The organism is Paracoccus methylovorus, assembly GCF_016919705.1.
Taxonomy (GTDB): domain Bacteria; phylum Pseudomonadota; class Alphaproteobacteria; order Rhodobacterales; family Rhodobacteraceae; genus Paracoccus; species Paracoccus methylovorus.
The window spans coordinates 25,427-41,926 of record NZ_CP070372.1; the positions used below are offsets into that span (position 1 = coordinate 25,427).

Genomic DNA, 16,500 nt, shown 5'->3' on the forward strand with positions numbered 1-16,500 from the left:
CAAGACGTGCCATGCATTCATGGCCGTGCCGTGCCCGGGCTGACCAGTAGCCCGGGCCTTTGTCGGACGGCGCAGTTCTTTCCATCAGTGTCGTATGCAACGCCGGTTGCTTCGGGCTTTTTCGTGGCCGTGCCTGACCATCGTCTGGCGCACAAACGCTTTTACCATCGGGGAACACAAAAACGTATTGACAGAATCATTGTATCCCTTGTTGTATACATTAATATCAACGGGGAGAATACAATGCAGATGTATAGATTGGCTTGGACGTGTGCTCTTGGCCTGTGCATGACCACCGCCGCTGTCGCGCAGGACACGCTTCGCGTCGGGACCTCGCTCAACCAGATGCCTTGGGGTTTTTACGATCAGGATCAGAAGCCCACCGGCGTCGACGTGGCGTTGTGTGGTGCGCTGGCCGAAAGGCTTGGGAAAACGGGCGAGTTTATCAACCTTGACTTCAAGGGGCTTATTCCCGCCCTTCAGGCCAGCCGCTTTGATATCGCCTGCGCGGCGATGTACATCACGCCCGAGCGGCAGGACGCCATCCTGATGGTTCCCTATATCCAGGCAAGCCAGACCGTGATTACGCATGAGGATGCGCAGATCGACGGCCTGACCGGGCTTTGCGGACATTCGGTCAGCGTCCTGCAAGGATCGGGGTCGCTGAAGGTGCTGGAAGAGGCAAGTGCCGAATGCACCAATGACGGCAGCAACGCCATTTCCATCCAATCGTTCGATTCCCAGCCGGTTGCGATGCGGGCACTGGAAAATCGCAGCGTGGACGCGTTCATCGCGACGGATTCCCTTGTCTCTTATTACATGAAGCAACGGCCCGGCTTGAAGAAGATCGCCACCGGCATCAAGCCCACGACCCTTGGCATTGGCGTCAGCAAGAATGGCGAAGAACTTGCCGGCCAGTTGCGCGAAGGGCTTGAAGCGATGATGGCTGACGGAACCTATGCCGCCATTCTCAAGCAATGGGACATCGAAAGCGCGGCCATCGAGAGCTTTGAATAAGCGCCGGGTCGGCGACACATCGCTCGCCATGCGCCTGCGTCACAAACAGAACCAATCGAAGGCGGCCATAGCTGCCCGCAGGCCAGGCCCTGCGGGAGCTTCCGGACCGGCCACATATGCGGGAAAGGCAGACTGTCATGAAATCTGAACTGAAGGGTATTCTTAGCGCGATCCTTACGCCATTCGATCCGGGCAATGGCGAACTGGATGAGGCCGCCTATGCAAGGCTGATACGTTCGCAGGTGAAGGCGGGGATCCACGGCATCGTCGTCAGCGGCTCGACCGGCGAACATCCCTCTCTGACCGTTTCGGAACGTCAAAGGATCTATCAGATTGCCGCCGAGGCCGTTGCAGGCGAATGTGATTTGATCGCGCATGTCGGCTCCAACAACGTGCGCGATGCGCTGGAATTGACCCGCGCCGCCCGCGATCAGGGTGTCGACCAGATGTTGGTGGTGACCCCCTATTTCGATCGCCTGAAATTCCACGAGGTCCAGAGATTTCTGGAAAAGGTCGTTTCAATCGCCGGTGGGCCAATCATCTATTATGACACGCCGGGCATCACAGGGCTGGATATCACAGAAGAGCAGATGGTGACGCTGAAGCGGGATGGGCTGGTGTCGCATATCAAGGACAGCCCCGCGAACTACACCCGCACCATGCGCATGCTGTCCAACCCGGATGCCCCGACTGTGCTGGCGGGCTCTGATCCGGCCTTGCTTGCGGTGCTGGCGCATGGTGCGCCGGGCTCTATCATCGGCGCCTCGACCTTCGTGCCGGAGCTCTGCGTCGAGCTTTATCAGGCGGTGTCGGTCGACAAGGACCTGCCGCGCGGCCTGGAGGTATGGGACAGGCTGTGGCCCATCCTGAATTTCATGCTGCTGAACGGCTATGTCGCGCTGGCCAAGGCCGGTTCTGCGTCCCGCGGCCTGTCTCTGGGAGAGCCGCGTGAGCCTATCACGCCTGCCTCGGCGGAATTGCGTCAACGGTTCGAAGACATCCTTGGCCGGGCCGGCGTCGGTCCGCTTGCCCTGAACTGAGCGGGGGAGGGAACATGCCCGTCTGGGATTGGTCCGTATTCTTTCACAACCTTGTCCATCCATCGATTGTGGCGGGGTTGTGGACGACGGTCTGGCTGACGCTTGTGACCTTGCTGCTGGCAATCGTGCTGGGCACGATTGTCGCACTTGTCGGGCGGATCGACAGCCTTGCGACACGATGGTTCTATCAGGGCTATGTCGCATTCTTTCGCGCAACGCCGCTGCTGGTGCAGTTGGTCTTTCTGTACAGTGCGCTGCCGCAAATGGGCATTCATCTGTCGGTAATCGAGGCGGCGATCATCGGCCTCATGCTGTCCGAAAGCCCCTATGTGGCCGAGATCGTGCGTTCGTCCATCTCGGCGATCCCTGTTGCGCAATGGGAGGCATCGAAAGCCATCGGCATGCGTCCCGTCCCGATCATGAGAAGGATCATCGCGCCCCAAGCCTTGCGCATTGCGGTGCCGCCGTTGGGCAATGAATTCGTGCGCCAACTGAAGAACACGTCGCTGGTGTCGGTGATTTCGATGACGGAACTGTTCCGTGCGACCGACAACCTGATGCAGACCAACTTTCGGGTGCTGGAGGCCCTGACGGTCGCTACGATCTACTATCTCGCACTGACTGCGATCTGGACGATTCTGCAATCGGCGTTCGAACGGCGCAACTCAAGATGGTCCGTCGACACCGGCAAAACGGTCAAGGCAGGAGCAGCGTCATGAGCAGGCAACAGACCAGCTTCATCGAGGTCGATCAGGTCGTGAAGGTTTACGGGTCCTACGCTGCCCTGAAAACTGTGTCCATCAACGTAGACAAGGGGCAGGCCGTGGCGCTGATCGGGCCCAGCGGTTCGGGCAAAAGCACGTTGCTGCGCTGCATAAACGCGCTGGAAACCATTTCGTCCGGCTCTATCCGGGTAGAGGGAGAGGACATTGGCTATGCGCCCAACTCGGCAGGAAAAATTCGCCTGCGCGAGACGCGGATCGCGCGGCAGCGCGAGGACATCGGCATGGTGTTCCAAAGCTTCAATCTGTTTCCGCACATGACGGCGGTTGAAAACGTCGCGGCCGGTCCCCGGCTTGTGCGGGGTATATCGGCGGCTGCGGCGACGCAAAAGGCCATGGAACTGCTGCATCGGGTGGGTCTTGCCGAAAAGGCGCAGAACTATCCCCGCCAATTGTCAGGGGGGCAGCAGCAGCGGGTTGCGATTGCGCGCGCATTGGCGATGGACCCCAAGGTCATGTTGTTCGACGAACCCACCTCGGCCCTGGATCCCGAGACCGTCCAGGAGGTGCTGAACGTCATCAGAGAGGTGCGTGAATCCGGCATGACCATGCTGATCGCCACGCATGAGATGGATTTCGCGCGCCATGTGTCGGACCAGACCGTGTTCATGGAGGCCGGGCAGATCGTGGAGCACGGGCCATCCGCGAAGGTATTATTCGAGCCCGAGACCGACCGTTGTCGGCGTTTCCTGTCGGGCCTGACAGGCGAGCACCATTGAACAGGCAAGGCCGCGCCAACGGGGCCTTTGCCAGAAAGCCGGCACCTGCTGTCAGGTGGGTCCGGAAACCATCCATCCTCTTTGGGACTAAAAAATATGACAATTGAAGCACGTATCGGAATTGTCGGCGGCAACGGCTGGCTTGGGAATGCGATTGCAAGTGCCGCGGTGTCCAGCGGCACCATCGACGGCAAGAACCTGATCCTGTCCGGCCGCAGCGGCAAGCGTGGCGCGCTTGACGTTCCGGGGGCCGTTCATACCCGCGACAACGCCGAGCTGGCAGAAAAGTCGGATATCATCGTTCTGTCCGTGCGGCCTGACGACTTTGCGGGTTTGAATATCGACGCCTCGGGCAAGCTGGTGATTTCTGTCATGGCCGGGATCGCCGCGGATGATATCGCGGCGCGGACCGGAGCGCGACGGATCGTTCGCTCTATCCCCAACGCGGCGGCGGCGATCCGGCGATCGTTCACCCCCTGGTTTGCCACCCCCGATGTTCTGGATTCCGACAAGCGGATCGTGCAGGCGTTGTTTGACGCTTGCGGCGAAGGTGCCGAGGTGCCGCAAGAGGCGCATATCGACTATTGCGTGGGTTTGACCGGCTCGGGTGCCGCCTTTCCCGCGCTGCTGGCCGAAGCCATGATCGCACATGCCCTATCGCAGGGTTTGCCCCCCGATTTTGCCGCTCGTGCGGCCAAAGGCGTCGTGGCGGGGGCCAGTCAGTTGTTCGAAGATCGCGACAGCGATACCTCGGCAATCGTGCAGGAAATGATTGATTATCGCGGGACGACGGCTGCGGCGCTGCAGACCATGCTGGATAACGGCATCAAGCACACGGTTGCGCTTGGACTTGAAGCTGCCGCGGCAAAGGCCGCCGCATTGGGAAAGCCGGCCTGATCGGGGCGGCGCCGTCCCGTCCGAAAAAAACGGCTGTCGGCAAGCCCGTTTCCCGTCGGATGGTGGTCGCAAGAGCCTTCGACGGGTGATATTCTTTTATGCCGTAGCAGGAGTTGTTCATGAGAACCGGAAAAACCGCACTCTACGAGGATCTGAAACACCAGATCCTGACGCTGGAGCGGGCACCCGACGAGGCGCTTGACGAGGTCGGGTTGGGAGAGAGATATGGCATCTCCCGCACGCCGGTTCGCGATGTCCTGCGCCAATTGGCGGGTGAGGGCTATATCGAGCACCGGGAAAACCGCGGCGCGCGGGTGATCCCCATGAACCATGCGACGATGCGGGACTTCTTTTCCGTAGCCCCCGTGATCTACGAGGCGGTGGCCCGGCTGGCGGTGCAGAACTTCCGGCCCGAGCAACTCGTGGCATTGCAGGCCTGTCAGGCCCGGTTCCGCACCGCCGTCGGGGCGCGCGACCACGTCCAGATGGTGGTGGAGAACACGCTGTTCCATTCGCTCATCGGGGAAATGTCGGGAAGCATGTTCCTGAGCCCGAGTTACAGCAAACTGCTGATCGATCATGCCCGGATCGGGCACACCTTCTTTCGGCCCACGACCCCGCAGATGGAACAGGAACTGCATGAATCCTGCGATCAGCACGACCAGATGATCGAGGCAATCAGGGTCGGAGACGAGGCAGGGATGGTGGCGCTGATCTACCAGCACTGGGGTCTGTGCCGCAGCAACATGGAAATGTTCATTGCCCCCCGAGAGCTGCCCTCGACCGCGCTGAAAAAGGCCGCAGTCTGACGACCGAACCCAGGTTCTGCGATCCGGGATTTGCGTTTCAGGTTTCAGGCGTTGCCAGTCGCCTGAAAACGCCTGTTTCCGACATGGGGGCGATGCCTGCTGCCGGGATTGCGGCGGCTGACGACGCCCCCTTGGGTCAGGTGATCTGGAATCCGCGATACAATGGATCATGCTCATCAATGAAGATCGTATTGTAGCCGGTCACCCGGGCCCATGCGCCAAGACTGGGCCGGATACCGGCATAGGGGCCGATCTGGGCCGCTTCCTCAAGCTTTCCGTCGAAGACCGTTCCGATCAGGCTTTCATTGCGGAAATTATCGCCGATGTTCAGGCGGCCGCGGCCATAAAGCTGGGCAAGGCGCGCCGAGGTTCCGGTGCCGCCGGGCGAGCGGTCGATGGCCTTGTCGCCATAAAAGACCGCGCTGCGCCCATCGGCCATGCCCTTTGGCGCGTCGTCGCACCAGATCGCATGATGGACACCGCGAATGCGGTCGTCCTGGGGGTGGACGGGGTCGATTGCCGCTGACACCGCGCGGCGAAGGCGCTGGCTGAGCAAGACGATCTCGCTGGCGGGCATATCCAGACCCGCCCAGTTCTTTTGCGGCTCGATCACCGCATAAAAATTCCCGCCATAGGCGATATCGACGGTAAGGGGCCCCAGCCCCTCGACTTCGACCGTCACATCCTTGGAGTGAAGAAAGCTCGGGACGTTGAAAAGGCGGACCGAGGTTATCCGGCCGCCCTCGATCTCATAACTCACGTCGACGCGGCCGGCAGGGGTTTCCAACGAGAGGATGCCGGGAACGCGGGGCGTCACGAGCCCCTCTTCCAGCAAAACCGTCGAAAGGCCGATAGTTCCCGCGCCGCACATCGGCAGGCAGCCCGAGACTTCGATGAAGACGACGGCAACATCGCAATCGTCGCGGAAGGGTGCGTAAAAGATCGCGCCCGACATGATGTCGTGGCCGCGTGGCTCGAACATCAGGGCGGTGCGGATCCAGTCGTGATCGCGTTGAAAGATCGCCCGACGCTCGGCAATCGGCAGGTGCGGCAACAGCGGGCCGCCGCCAGCCACGACGCGCACCGGATTGCCGCAGGCATGCGAGTCGATACAGAAGACGGTCTTCTTCATTCTGTTTTCCTTTTCGGTGCGCGCGAAAGCGCGGCTTTGGATATGCGGTCCAGCACCATCGCCACGGCGACGATGGCAAGGCCCGCGCGCAGGCCCAGGCCCATCTCCATCCGGGTCAGGCCGCGCGTGACTTCGGCACCAAGACCGCCTGCGCCGACAAGTCCGGCCAGCACGACCATCGCCAGCGACAGCAGGATGCATTGGTTCAGGCCAACCAGCAGGGTCGGCCGCGCTGCGGGAAATTCGATCTTGAACAGGATCGCCCAAGGCGAGGCACCGATTGCCGCGCCGAGTTCCTGAAGGTCTTTCGGAACATGCTTGAAAGCCAGCGTCGTCAGCCGCAGCATCGGCGGGATGCCATAGATGATCGTCGCCATGATCGCGGGAACCCGACCCAGGCTGAAGATCATCACGGCCGGAATCAGGTAGACCCATGGCGGCACGGTCTGCATGACGTCAAGGACGGGGCGCAGCGTGGCTTCGACCCGGGGGCGGCGCGCGGCCAGGATGCCAAGCGGCAGGGCGACCAGCACGGAAACCGCGACGGCGACCGTTACCAGCGCAACGGTCTGCATCGTCGCCTGCCACAGCCCGACGCCGAGGCAAAAGCCGAAAGCCAACAGCACCAGCAGCGCCAATCGCCAGCCAAGGGTAAGAAAGACGATCGCCGAAACCGCCGGGATCATCGCCAGCGGGGGCAGCGTCAGGAGGGCCGTTTCGATACCGCCCAGAACGGTTTCGACCACGCGGCTGATGGTATCGAAAAAGCCGTGGAAACTGGTGTTCAACCAATCGACGGCAGGGGCCAGCACTGCGCCGGGCGAGAAATGAAGCTTGGACAGGTCCATCATTTCGCCTCGTGCGTTTTTGGGGCGAGCCCTTGGGTGATGCGGTCCAAAACCATGGTCAGGATGACGATGGCGATGGCTCCGTTGATCGAAAGCGCGATGTCGAGCGTTCGGATCGCGTCGTAGATCGTTTGGCCCAGCCCGCCCGATCCGACGATTCCCGCGATGACGACCATGCCAAAGGCCATCATCAGGCCCTGGTTTATTCCCGCCATGATCGAGGGCATGGCAAAAGGCAGGCGGATCTTCCAGAACATCTGGCTTTTGGTCAGGCCGTTCGCCTCGCCAAGCTCTTGAAACTCCAGGGGGGTGCGGCGGATGCCAAGTGCCGTCAGCCGGATCACCGGAGGCACGGCGACGATGATCGTCGCGACCAGCGCGGTGGCGGAACCATAGCCCAAAAGCGCAATCGCGGGCAGCAGATAGATATAGGGCGGCAGGGTCTGGATCAGGTCCAGTGCCGGTTCGATCAGCTTGTCGAGCCGGGTCATATAGCCCGCCAGGATGCCAAGCGGCAAAGCGATCACCAAAGCGATAATCGTGGCACTGAGAACGAGGGCGAGCGTCTGCATCGTCTGAAGCCAAAGGCCCATCAGCGAACATAGCGCCAGCCCGACCAGCGCGCCGGCACCGACGCCGCGACCCGCGATGCGCCAGCCGATCAGCGCCACGATGATCGTAACCACCCAGAAAGGCGTCAGCGTGACCGCGCCAAGGATAAGGGCGTAAAACCCGTCAAGCCCGTCCCGGATCGCGTCGAAGAGAAAGGCGGCGTGGTCGCCCAGCCAGAAAAGCGCGTTGTCGACGGCCTGATCGAAAGCGGCGATAAAGTCGTCCATGCTAGGCCGCCTCCGCTTTCGCAGGCGTGTCCTTTACGCTCAGCAGCAGGTTGCGGATCGTGATCACACCCAACCGGCTGGCCGTCGTCCACCACGACAACCGCATCCTGGTCAGAGTGGGTGATCGTCTCGATCAGCATGTCGATATCGGCATCTGGGACAGTCTGCGGCAGGCTCTTCAGATTGGCACCGGGCGCGAGCCGCAGATAATCCACCACAGGGATCATCACCGAATGCGCCTTGACCAGATGCAGCCGAGACATTCCGGCGACGAAATCGGCGACGTATTGATCTGCGGGGTTCAGCACGATTTCCTCGGCGGTTCCGGTCTGGATAATCGCACCATCCTTCATGATGGCGATGCGGTCGCCGATACGGATCGCCTCGTCCAGATCATGGGTGATGAAGACCGCGGATTTGCCGAGTTCCTTGGTCAGTTGGCGGAATTCGTCCTGCAACTGGCGCCGGATCAATGGGTCGAGTGCGCTGAAGGGTTCGTCCATCAGAATGATTTCCGGGTCCGAAGTCAGCGCACGGGCAAGACCCACCCGCTGCTGCATCCCGCCGGAAAGCTCTGATGGAAAACGGTCGATCCACTCCGACAGCCCGACCTTGGCCAAGGACGCCTTCGCGGCGGCTTCGCGTTCCGCTTTCGGAAGGCGCTGGACCTCCAGCCCGAAGGCCGCGTTCTCAAGAACGGTGCGATTGGGCAGCAGGGCGACGGATTGGAAGACCATCCCGATCTCGCGCGCCCGCAGGCTGCGCAATTCGGCCGCATTCAGTTTCGCGATGTCCCGGCCCTTGACCAGCACCTTGCCAAGGCTTGGGTCTATCAGCCGGTTCAGCATTCGGATCAGCGTGGATTTCCCCGAACCGGACAGGCCCATGATGCAGAAGATCTCACCGCGTTTGAGTTGCAGCGAAGAGCCCGCGACACCGACGACGCAGTTGAACTTCTGAAGCACCTCGGCCTTGGTCAGCCCCTGTTCCGAGACGGCGCGGATCGCCTGATCCGTATGATTTCCAAAGATCTTCCACAGTGACTGACAGTCCAGCAGGACTTCGGCGTTGCTTTGTTCATTCATGGCTGATGATCCCTGTTGACGAGGAAACCCCGTCCGACGGATCGGACGGGGAAAGGGCGCTCAGTCCGTCTTGTTGTTTTCCCAGCGCGAGATCAGGTCCTCGTGCGCCGCGATCCAGTCGGCAACGGCCTGATCCATGGTCTTGCCATCGCTGACTTCGGCGTTGATCGCCGTGATGTCGGCAAGGGGCACATAGACGCTGGCGATGGTTTCGCGCGCGCCGGGATTTTCCGCCGAAAAACCGGCCTGGCCGATCCAGTAATAGCTCTGGGGCGGCGGGAAGACGCCCTTCGGGTCCTCAAGAAAACGCACGTCGAATTTTTGCATCATCCAGGACGGTTCCCAAATGGTGACGGCGATCGGCTCTTGACGGTCGGTGGCGGACTTCAACGCGGCGGTCATCGCGGCCGAGCTGCCCTCGACCAGTTGCAGCTTCAGCCCGTATTCGCTGACGGCATTCGAAGTGTCGCGCATCAGGCCCGATCCCGGCTCGATCCCGACGATCTTTCCACCGAACTGCTCCGCATTGTCGTTGAGCTGCTCGATCGAGGTTATGTCGACATATTTGGGAACCGCGATCCCTTGATAGAGCCCGTGCGAGACCGGAGAGATCTTCTCCAGCCGGTTCTTATTCCGCTGCCAATAATCCTGTGCGACGTAGTCGACCTGCGAGACCATGACCTGCACGTCACCCTTGGCAAGCGCCGCATAAGCGATGCCCCATTCCGAGAACGAGGTGACCTCGACCGTGTAGCCCTTGTCCTCGAGCACCTTCTTGGTGATGCCGGTGATGGGGGTCAGATCCTCCCACGACATCGTCCCCATCTTGATCGTCTTGTCCTGCGCCATGCCGGGCAGTGCGGTCATCCCGACCATCACGGCGGCACAGAGTGCTTTCCATACGGCTTTCATGCTGCAAATTCCCTGTCAGTTGCCATTGCTTGTCGCTGCGTGCGGCTGACAGGAAGGGTGTTCGACTGAAAAGGCATGCGCGTCTCTGGTAGGTCATAAGATAAGTAAAAACTTTTCTCATGACATGCGGAAACGATTGATCCTTCTTGCCGGAGTTCGCCCGATTCGGGTTTCCAGCTTTCCTCCGATACCCAAATTGGCCGTTGATCTGCCTGTCTGCAGCACGTGGGGACCGACAATAACGCTTATTTCTACGATGTAATGGGATAAGTGCGACGGTGATACATAATTATGGCGTCAAAAACACCAATTATGGCTTAAGGCGACCCCAAACAGGTCTTTCCCGCGCAAACAGTGAATCACTCATAAGAAATTACTTATGATAGGTCAATGTAAATTGTCGTTTGCACAAGCTGGGGCTTCATCCTGATACTTCCCGAAATTGACCGCAGCGTGCTTTCCGACGCTTGCGGGCCGACGGACACGCCGCCTGGTTGTCGGGGCCTTCCGATAAGCGGCCGGATCACCACGGACCAACGCAAATGGTATGGGCATGATGACATCCAGACTGACGCTTGAAGGAATCTACACGCCGCTTGTCACGCCATTGACGGATGAGGGGGAGTTCGACTTTGACCGCCTTTCCGATCTGGTCGAACATCTGATCGAGCGTGGCGTGCATGGCCTGATCTCGGGCGGTTCGACCGGGGAAAACTACGCGCAGACGGTCGAGGAACGCCTGATACTTGCGAAATTCGTGGTCGAGCGCAGCAAGGGCCGCTTGCCGGTCGTCGTGGGAACCGGTGCGATGCGCACGCCAGACAGCATTGCGCTGGCCAGCGGCGCGCGCGAGATGGGCGCCGATGCGATCCTGCTGGGAACGCCGCCCTATTCGGTGCCGACCGAGCAGGAAAACGCCCTGAACGCGCTGGCGATCGACCGCGCCGCTGATCTGCCCGTCATCCTTTACAACTACCCGGGCCGCATGGGTGTCGAGATGGGCGAGGACTTCCTGAACCGCGTCGGGCGATCACGCAATGTCATAGGGATCAAGGAAAGCTCGGGCGATATCAATCGCGTGCATCTGCTCGCGCGGGATTATCCGCATATCCAGATGTCTTGCGGCATGGATGATCAGGCGTTGGAGTTCTTTGCCTGGGGTGCGCGCAGTTGGATCTGCGCGGGGTCCAACTTTCTGCCCGACGAGCATATCTATCTTTATGAGACCTGCGTCCTGAACGGCGATTTCGTCAAGGGCCGGCGGATCATGTCGGCGATGCTGCCGCTGATGCGCGTGCTGGAGCAAGGGGGCAAGTTCATCCAGAACGTGAAGCATGGGACGACGCTGGCGGGCATTCCCGCCGGGCCGATGCGACCACCGCTGAGGGGGCTGAACAAGGACGAAAAGCGCGAACTGGAACAGGTGATTTCTGTTCTGAAAACAACGATTGCAGATATCAAGGCGGGGAACTGAGCCATGACCGACCTTCTGACCCAAGGCGAATATGAGGCGCTGGCCAAGTCGATCACCTTGCCTGCAAATGCTTTCATCGACGGCAAGTTTCGCCCTGCCGCGTCTGGCAAGACCTTTTCGACCGTGAACCCCGCGACCGGTGCGCCCCTGACCGAAGTCGCGGCCTGCGGCGCCGAGGATGTCGATTTCGCCGTCGGCAAAGCACGTGATGCCTTTGAGGACGGGCGCTGGTCCCGCATCCATCCGACCGACCGCAAGGAAGTGTTGCTGCGTCTTGCCAAGCTGATCGAACGCAACCGGCATGAGCTTGCGGTGATGGAAAGCCTGGACAGCGGCAAGCCGATCTATGATTGCGAGACGGTCGATATTCCCGAAACCGTTCATACGCTGAAATGGCATGCCGAACTGATCGATAAGATATACGATCAGGTCGCACCCGCTTCGGACAACCATATCGCAATGATCGTGCGCGAGCCGGTCGGCGTCGTCGGTCTGGTGCTGCCGTGGAATTTTCCGCTGTTGATGCTGGCGTGGAAGATTGGTCCGGCGTTGGCCTCTGGCTGTTCGGTGGTCGTGAAACCTGCGGCGGAAACCTCGCTGACGACCCTGCGGGTGGCCGAACTGGCCATGGAGGCAGGGCTGCCCGCCGGCGTGCTGAACGTCATAACCGGATCGGGCGCCGAGGTCGGCGAGCCGCTTGGCCGCCACGCGGACGTGGATATGGTGTCGTTTACCGGCTCGACCGCGACGGGTCGCCGTTTCCTGCATTACTCGGCCGACTCGAACCTCAAAGAGGTCGTGCTGGAGATGGGCGGCAAAAACCCCTGCATCGTGCTTGATGACGCAGAGGACCTGGATACGGTTGCCGCCCATGTCGTTCAGGGCGCATTCTGGAACATGGGCGAAAACTGCTCGGCAGCATCGCGGTTGATCGTGCAAAAAGGTGTCCGGGACGCGCTGCTCGACAAGGTTCAGGCCCATGCGCGGGAATGGAACGTCGGCAACCCGCTGGACCCTTCGGTTCGGATCGGCGCCTTGGTATCCAAGGCGCATTTCGACAAGGTTTCTTCATATCTGGAAACGGCCAAGGATGCGAAGGTAGTGATGGGCGGCAAGACCCATGACGGCACCCATGTCGAGCCGACCATCATCAGCGTCTCGGGCAATGACCACAAGCTTGCGCGCGAGGAAATTTTCGGGCCCATCCTGACGGTGATCGAGGTCGATAGCTTTGAGGCCGCGATCAGCGTCGCCAATGATACCGATTACGGCCTGGCTGCGTCGATCTTTACCGCCAATGCAAAGCGGGCGTTGCGCGGCGCGCGGATGCTGCGGGCGGGCACTGTCACCGTCAACAGCTTTGGCGAGGGCGACATCTCGACCCCCTTCGGCGGCTATAAGCAGTCGGGCTTTGGCGGGCGGGACAACTCTGTCCACGCGCATGACCAGTATACGCAGTTGAAGACGATCTGGCTGGACCTGAACGACACCGCGGGCGACGCCATCGACTGACGTCTGGCAGAGGCGGTTGCGCCTCTGCGCCATTCCTTTCGGATTTCACCATGTCGCAAGATTACACCGCCCGGCGGCTTCCCCTGCACAGGGGACCGGCGGCCTGGGACTCCATTCTTGGCCCGCGTGCACCCTTTGCAGCGATTGATGGCCGCGTTGGGGCCGATTTCGCCATCGTCGGGGGTGGATTTGCCGGGCTTGCCGCCGCGCGCCGATTGCATCAACTGGCCCCTGATGCGCGCATCGTCCTGCTTGATGCGGGTCAGATCGCGCAGGGGGCGGCGGGGCGCAATTCCGGCTTCATGATCGACCTGCCGCATGAACTGACCTCTGAGGATTATGCGGGGACCAGTGCCCAGAGCGATCTGGACCTGATCAGACTGAACCGTCATGTTATCGCCTTCTCGGCGGATGCGGTCGAGGAATACGGCGTCCCTGCAGGCTATTTCCGCCGCGACGGCAAGGTGAACGGAGCGGCAAGCGAGCATGCGCACCAGCAAAACCTGTCCTATGGCCAACACCTGACATCGCTTGGCGAGGCGAATGAGATGCTGGATGCGCGGGCCATGCACGAGTTGACCGGGTCGCGGCATTATCGTTCGGGGCTTTTCACGCCGGGAACGGTGATGATCCAGCCCGCCGGCTATATCCGGGGCATGGCGCGGGGGCTTTCGGCCTATGTCGCTTTGTTTGAAAACTCACCCGTGACCGGGTTGATCCGGCGTGAACATGGCTGGACGCTGACCTCGCCCAATGGCCATGTCGATGCGGGGGCGGTCATTCTGGCGAATAACGGTCATCTGGAAAGCTTTGGGTTTGCGCGGGATCGCCTGATGCATATCTTTCTTTTCGCGACGATGACCGGGGAGTTGTCGCCCGACGCGATCACCCGCCTTGGGGGGGCCGAGTGTTGGGGGATTACCCCCTCGGACCCGATGGGCACGACGATGCGCAAGATCGGCGCAGGGCAGGGCGGCAACCGGATCATTACCCGCACCATGGCAAAGTTCCGCCCGGATATGGTCGCAACCCGGGCCGATCTTGCCAAAGCTGCCCGGATAATGCGCGGCAAATTCGATCAGCGGTTCCCACAGCTCAGCGGGATGCGGATGGAATATGCCTGGGCCGGGCATTTGTGCCTGTCGCGTAACGATGTCTCGATTGCGTACAAGCTTGACCATGATCTTTTTGCCGCCTGCGTCGACAATGGACTTGGCACGACCCGAAGCCAACTGGCCGGAATCGCGGCGGCGGAAACCGCACTGGGACAGGAAAGCGATGTGACGCGTTTCTTTGCCGCGCAAGGCACGCCGCAGCGCTTGCCGCCAGCGCCTCTTGCGAAAATCGGGGCAAACCTGTTCATTCGTTGGAAGGAGTGGCGCGCACATAACGAATAAGGCCGATGACGGAAACAGACGGATCCTTTCTGAAGGCCGACACGGCTTCGCGCCGCCCGCCCAAGCGCCGCCACCTGCCGTCGCTTGGCTCATTTGCGACCTTCGAGGTCGCCGCGAAGCATCGCAGTTTCACGCTTGCCGCCGAAGAGTTGCATGTGACCCAGGCCGCGATCAGCCAGCAGATCCGCGGATTGGAAAAGGCGATCGACTGCCAGCTGTTCACCCGCAAGCACAACAGCATGGAGTTGACGGTCGAGGGGCAGGCGCTGCTGGAAGGCGTGACGCATGGGCTGGACCGGCTAAGCGATGCTATCGAAAGAATCAGCCAGAACGCTGACCGCAAGATGATTACCATCGCCAGCACCTATGCGGCGATATCCCAATATATCAAACCTTTGACCGATGATTATCGCAGCATTGTACCCGAAGCGCGCTTTACCCTGCTTGCCTCGGACGAAAACGACCGGGTGCAGGACTTTGATGAGGTCGATCTGGCGATGATCTGCGGCAACGAACGCTCGCAGATCGGCGACAACCTGATTCACCTGTTTCCCGAGGTGGTCGATCCCGTGTGCGCGCCCGGTTATCTGGCGGCAATGGGCCCTTTTGACGGACCGGAGGATCTGCTTCGCGCCGATCTTATGGAACTGCATCGCATGCATTGGAGCTCGCAGGCGATTTCCTGGTATCCGCTGCGCTGGAGCGATTGGTTCCGCCACCATGCGCCCGAAATCCATGAGCCCGCGCCGCAGTTTGTCACGAACAGCTATACGACGCTGGTGGACGCGGCGCTGGCCGGAGAGGGTGTGATCCTGGGTTGGCGGCATCTGGTCTTTCAAGATGCCGCGCAGGGGCGGCTTGTCAGGCTGTTCGATCTGCCGCTGAACGCCGGGCGGTCCTATTACCTCAAGCTGAACCGGACTGCGCGGGAACGCCAGTTGGTCAAGGATTTCGTGGACTTCTTCCGGGCAGAAGTCGCCAAAGCCGGTGCCTTTGCCACATGAGGCGCGAACGCCGATTGGAAGCGGCCAATGGTGCGCTTAACATAATTGGTGATGAGACACGGGCGCCGCCGTTATAAGCGGTGTCGCTGACGCGGGGGCAAGGCCACCTGCGTCCGAAGGAGGCATTCAATGACCAACCCTGCATCGGCCGCCGGCCGTTTTACCTTTCCCGGCACCAGCCTGTCCGTGAACCGCATGGGCTATGGCGCCATGCAACTGGCCGGTCCCCATGTCTTTGGTCCGCCGAAGAACCCCGATGAAGCCCGCGCCGTCCTGCAAGAGGCGATCAGGCTGGGCATCGACCATATAGATACCAGCGATTTCTATGGTCCCTACGTCACGAACGACCTGATCCGAGAGGCGCTGTCGCCTTATCCGCAGGACCTTGTTTTAGTGACAAAGATCGGCGCATGGCGTGACGATCTGGGGGGCTGGAACCTGCAACGCGACGGCGACTTCCTGCGCCGGTCCGTCGAGGACAACCTGAACCGTCTTGGCCTTGACCAGATGGCGATCGTCAACCTGCGCATGGGCGGCCCAGAGGATGATATCGCCACGCCGATGCAGACGATGCGGGCCATGCAGGAAGAAGGTTTGATCGGCCATATAGGTATCAGCACCGTGACGGTGGAACAGGTCGCCACCGCGCGCGACATCGCCCCTGTGGTTTGCGTTCAAAACCACTACAACCTCGCTCATCGAGACGACGATGCGCTGATCGATGCCTTGGCCAAGGATGAGATCGCCTATGTGCCCTATTTCCCGTTGGGCGGCTTCTCTCCCCTGCAATCGGCTGGGCTTGAGACGGTGGCGGCCGAGTTGGGAACAAGCGCGCAAAAGGTGGCGCTGGCCTGGTTGCTGCTGCGCAGCCCGAACATTCTGGTGATCCCGGGCACCTCCTCTCGTGCGCATCTGCGCGAGAACGTGGAGGCAGCGGGATTGTCCTTTACGGACGAACAAAAGGCACGGCTGGACGCTTTGTAAGCGTCGCTGGACCTGCTGCTGCAGCTATCGGGATCGCGGCGTCGCGACA

15 protein-coding genes and 1 pseudogene are annotated in these 16,500 nt (G+C 60.8%); 11 read left to right on the forward strand and 5 right to left on the reverse strand.

What is annotated here, in order from left to right:
• The first annotated feature begins 30 nt into the window (after positions 1-30).
• The 6 genes from JWJ88_RS20615 (at position 31) to JWJ88_RS20640 (ending at position 5,264) form a co-directional block, all read left to right on the forward strand.
• A complete protein-coding gene (locus tag JWJ88_RS20615; RefSeq protein WP_205297061.1) occupies positions 31-1,017 on the forward strand; it encodes an ABC transporter substrate-binding protein in 987 nt (328 codons plus the stop codon).
• A gap of 137 nt (positions 1,018-1,154) precedes the next feature.
• Positions 1,155-2,057 (forward strand): dihydrodipicolinate synthase family protein, encoded by a 903-nt coding sequence (locus JWJ88_RS20620; protein WP_205297062.1) that lies wholly within the window; start codon positions 1,155-1,157, stop codon positions 2,055-2,057.
• A 14-nt stretch (positions 2,058-2,071) separates the two neighbouring features.
• Complete coding sequence (locus JWJ88_RS20625; RefSeq protein ID WP_205297063.1) at positions 2,072-2,776, forward strand: amino acid ABC transporter permease; 705 nt, start codon at positions 2,072-2,074, stop codon at positions 2,774-2,776.
• Entirely contained in the window at positions 2,773-3,558 is a 786-nt protein-coding gene (locus JWJ88_RS20630) for an amino acid ABC transporter ATP-binding protein (RefSeq protein WP_205297064.1), read from the forward strand. Before JWJ88_RS20625 ends, JWJ88_RS20630 begins: the two co-directional genes overlap by 4 nt.
• Before the next feature lie 96 nt (positions 3,559-3,654).
• Complete coding sequence (locus JWJ88_RS20635) at positions 3,655-4,455, forward strand: pyrroline-5-carboxylate reductase family protein (RefSeq protein ID WP_205297065.1); 801 nt, start codon at positions 3,655-3,657, stop codon at positions 4,453-4,455.
• A 119-nt stretch (positions 4,456-4,574) separates the two neighbouring features.
• Positions 4,575-5,264, forward strand: a complete 690-nt coding sequence (locus JWJ88_RS20640; RefSeq protein WP_205297066.1) for a GntR family transcriptional regulator — start codon at positions 4,575-4,577, stop codon at positions 5,262-5,264.
• A gap of 136 nt (positions 5,265-5,400) precedes the next feature.
• On the opposite strand, the gene JWJ88_RS20645 is transcribed toward JWJ88_RS20640, so the two are convergent.
• From JWJ88_RS20645 to JWJ88_RS20665, 5 genes and pseudogenes are all read right to left on the reverse strand, one after another.
• Positions 5,401-6,396: a 4-hydroxyproline epimerase gene (locus JWJ88_RS20645; RefSeq protein WP_205297067.1), complete on the reverse strand. Its 996-nt coding sequence runs from the start codon at positions 6,394-6,396 to the stop codon at positions 5,401-5,403.
• Positions 6,393-7,244, reverse strand: a complete 852-nt coding sequence (locus JWJ88_RS20650) for an ABC transporter permease (RefSeq protein WP_205297144.1) — start codon at positions 7,242-7,244, stop codon at positions 6,393-6,395. Before JWJ88_RS20650 ends, JWJ88_RS20645 begins: the two co-directional genes overlap by 4 nt.
• Positions 7,244-8,083: an ABC transporter permease gene (locus JWJ88_RS20655; RefSeq protein ID WP_205297068.1), complete on the reverse strand. Its 840-nt coding sequence runs from the start codon at positions 8,081-8,083 to the stop codon at positions 7,244-7,246. The genes JWJ88_RS20650 and JWJ88_RS20655 overlap by 1 nt, the downstream gene beginning before the upstream one ends.
• Position 8,084: 1 nt before the next feature.
• Positions 8,085-9,168 (reverse strand): annotated as a pseudogene (locus tag JWJ88_RS20660) (quaternary amine ABC transporter ATP-binding protein).
• Positions 9,169-9,228: 60 nt separating this feature from the next.
• The gene (locus tag JWJ88_RS20665) at positions 9,229-10,080 is read right to left on the reverse strand and encodes a glycine betaine ABC transporter substrate-binding protein (protein ID WP_205297069.1); all 852 of its coding nucleotides are present in this window, start codon (positions 10,078-10,080) and stop codon (positions 9,229-9,231) included.
• A gap of 556 nt (positions 10,081-10,636) precedes the next feature.
• On the opposite strand from JWJ88_RS20665, the gene JWJ88_RS20670 reads away from it, so the two are divergent.
• The 5 genes from JWJ88_RS20670 to JWJ88_RS20690 all read left to right on the forward strand — a co-directional run bounded on the left by JWJ88_RS20670 (position 10,637) and on the right by JWJ88_RS20690 (position 16,451).
• Positions 10,637-11,554 carry a dihydrodipicolinate synthase family protein gene (locus JWJ88_RS20670; protein ID WP_205297145.1) on the forward strand — a complete coding sequence of 306 codons (918 nt, stop codon included), beginning with the start codon at positions 10,637-10,639 and terminating at the stop codon, positions 11,552-11,554.
• A gap of 3 nt (positions 11,555-11,557) precedes the next feature.
• A complete protein-coding gene (locus JWJ88_RS20675) occupies positions 11,558-13,066 on the forward strand; it encodes an aldehyde dehydrogenase (RefSeq protein ID WP_205297070.1) in 1,509 nt (502 codons plus the stop codon).
• 50 nt (positions 13,067-13,116) lie between these two features.
• Positions 13,117-14,463 (forward strand): NAD(P)/FAD-dependent oxidoreductase, encoded by a 1,347-nt coding sequence (locus JWJ88_RS20680; RefSeq protein WP_205297071.1) that lies wholly within the window; start codon positions 13,117-13,119, stop codon positions 14,461-14,463.
• Between the two features lie 5 nt (positions 14,464-14,468).
• Positions 14,469-15,467 carry a LysR family transcriptional regulator gene (locus tag JWJ88_RS20685; protein ID WP_205297072.1) on the forward strand — a complete coding sequence of 333 codons (999 nt, stop codon included), beginning with the start codon at positions 14,469-14,471 and terminating at the stop codon, positions 15,465-15,467.
• 129 nt (positions 15,468-15,596) lie between these two features.
• Entirely contained in the window at positions 15,597-16,451 is an 855-nt protein-coding gene (locus JWJ88_RS20690) for an oxidoreductase (RefSeq protein ID WP_205297073.1), read from the forward strand.
• Positions 16,452-16,500 lie beyond the last annotated feature (49 nt).

Bases quoted from the DNA above. Each gene is read 5' to 3' on its own strand.
- JWJ88_RS20620 (WP_205297062.1), top strand. From the start codon at position 1,155: ATGAAATCTGAACTGAAGGGTATTCTTAGCGCGATCCTTACGCCATTC.
- JWJ88_RS20625 (WP_205297063.1), top strand. From the start codon at position 2,072: ATGCCCGTCTGGGATTGGTCCGTATTCTTTCACAACCTTGTCCATCCA.
- JWJ88_RS20630 (WP_205297064.1), top strand. From the start codon at position 2,773: ATGAGCAGGCAACAGACCAGCTTCATCGAGGTCGATCAGGTCGTGAAG.
- JWJ88_RS20635 (WP_205297065.1), top strand. From the start codon at position 3,655: ATGACAATTGAAGCACGTATCGGAATTGTCGGCGGCAACGGCTGGCTT.
- JWJ88_RS20640 (WP_205297066.1), top strand. From the start codon at position 4,575: ATGAGAACCGGAAAAACCGCACTCTACGAGGATCTGAAACACCAGATC.
- JWJ88_RS20645 (WP_205297067.1), bottom strand. From the start codon at position 6,396: ATGAAGAAGACCGTCTTCTGTATCGACTCGCATGCCTGCGGCAATCCG.
- JWJ88_RS20650 (WP_205297144.1), bottom strand. From the start codon at position 7,244: ATGGACCTGTCCAAGCTTCATTTCTCGCCCGGCGCAGTGCTGGCCCCT.
- JWJ88_RS20655 (WP_205297068.1), bottom strand. From the start codon at position 8,083: ATGGACGACTTTATCGCCGCTTTCGATCAGGCCGTCGACAACGCGCTT.
- JWJ88_RS20665 (WP_205297069.1), bottom strand. From the start codon at position 10,080: ATGAAAGCCGTATGGAAAGCACTCTGTGCCGCCGTGATGGTCGGGATG.
- JWJ88_RS20670 (WP_205297145.1), top strand. From the start codon at position 10,637: ATGACATCCAGACTGACGCTTGAAGGAATCTACACGCCGCTTGTCACG.
- JWJ88_RS20675 (WP_205297070.1), top strand. From the start codon at position 11,558: ATGACCGACCTTCTGACCCAAGGCGAATATGAGGCGCTGGCCAAGTCG.
- JWJ88_RS20680 (WP_205297071.1), top strand. From the start codon at position 13,117: ATGTCGCAAGATTACACCGCCCGGCGGCTTCCCCTGCACAGGGGACCG.
- JWJ88_RS20685 (WP_205297072.1), top strand. From the start codon at position 14,469: ATGACGGAAACAGACGGATCCTTTCTGAAGGCCGACACGGCTTCGCGC.
- JWJ88_RS20690 (WP_205297073.1), top strand. From the start codon at position 15,597: ATGACCAACCCTGCATCGGCCGCCGGCCGTTTTACCTTTCCCGGCACC.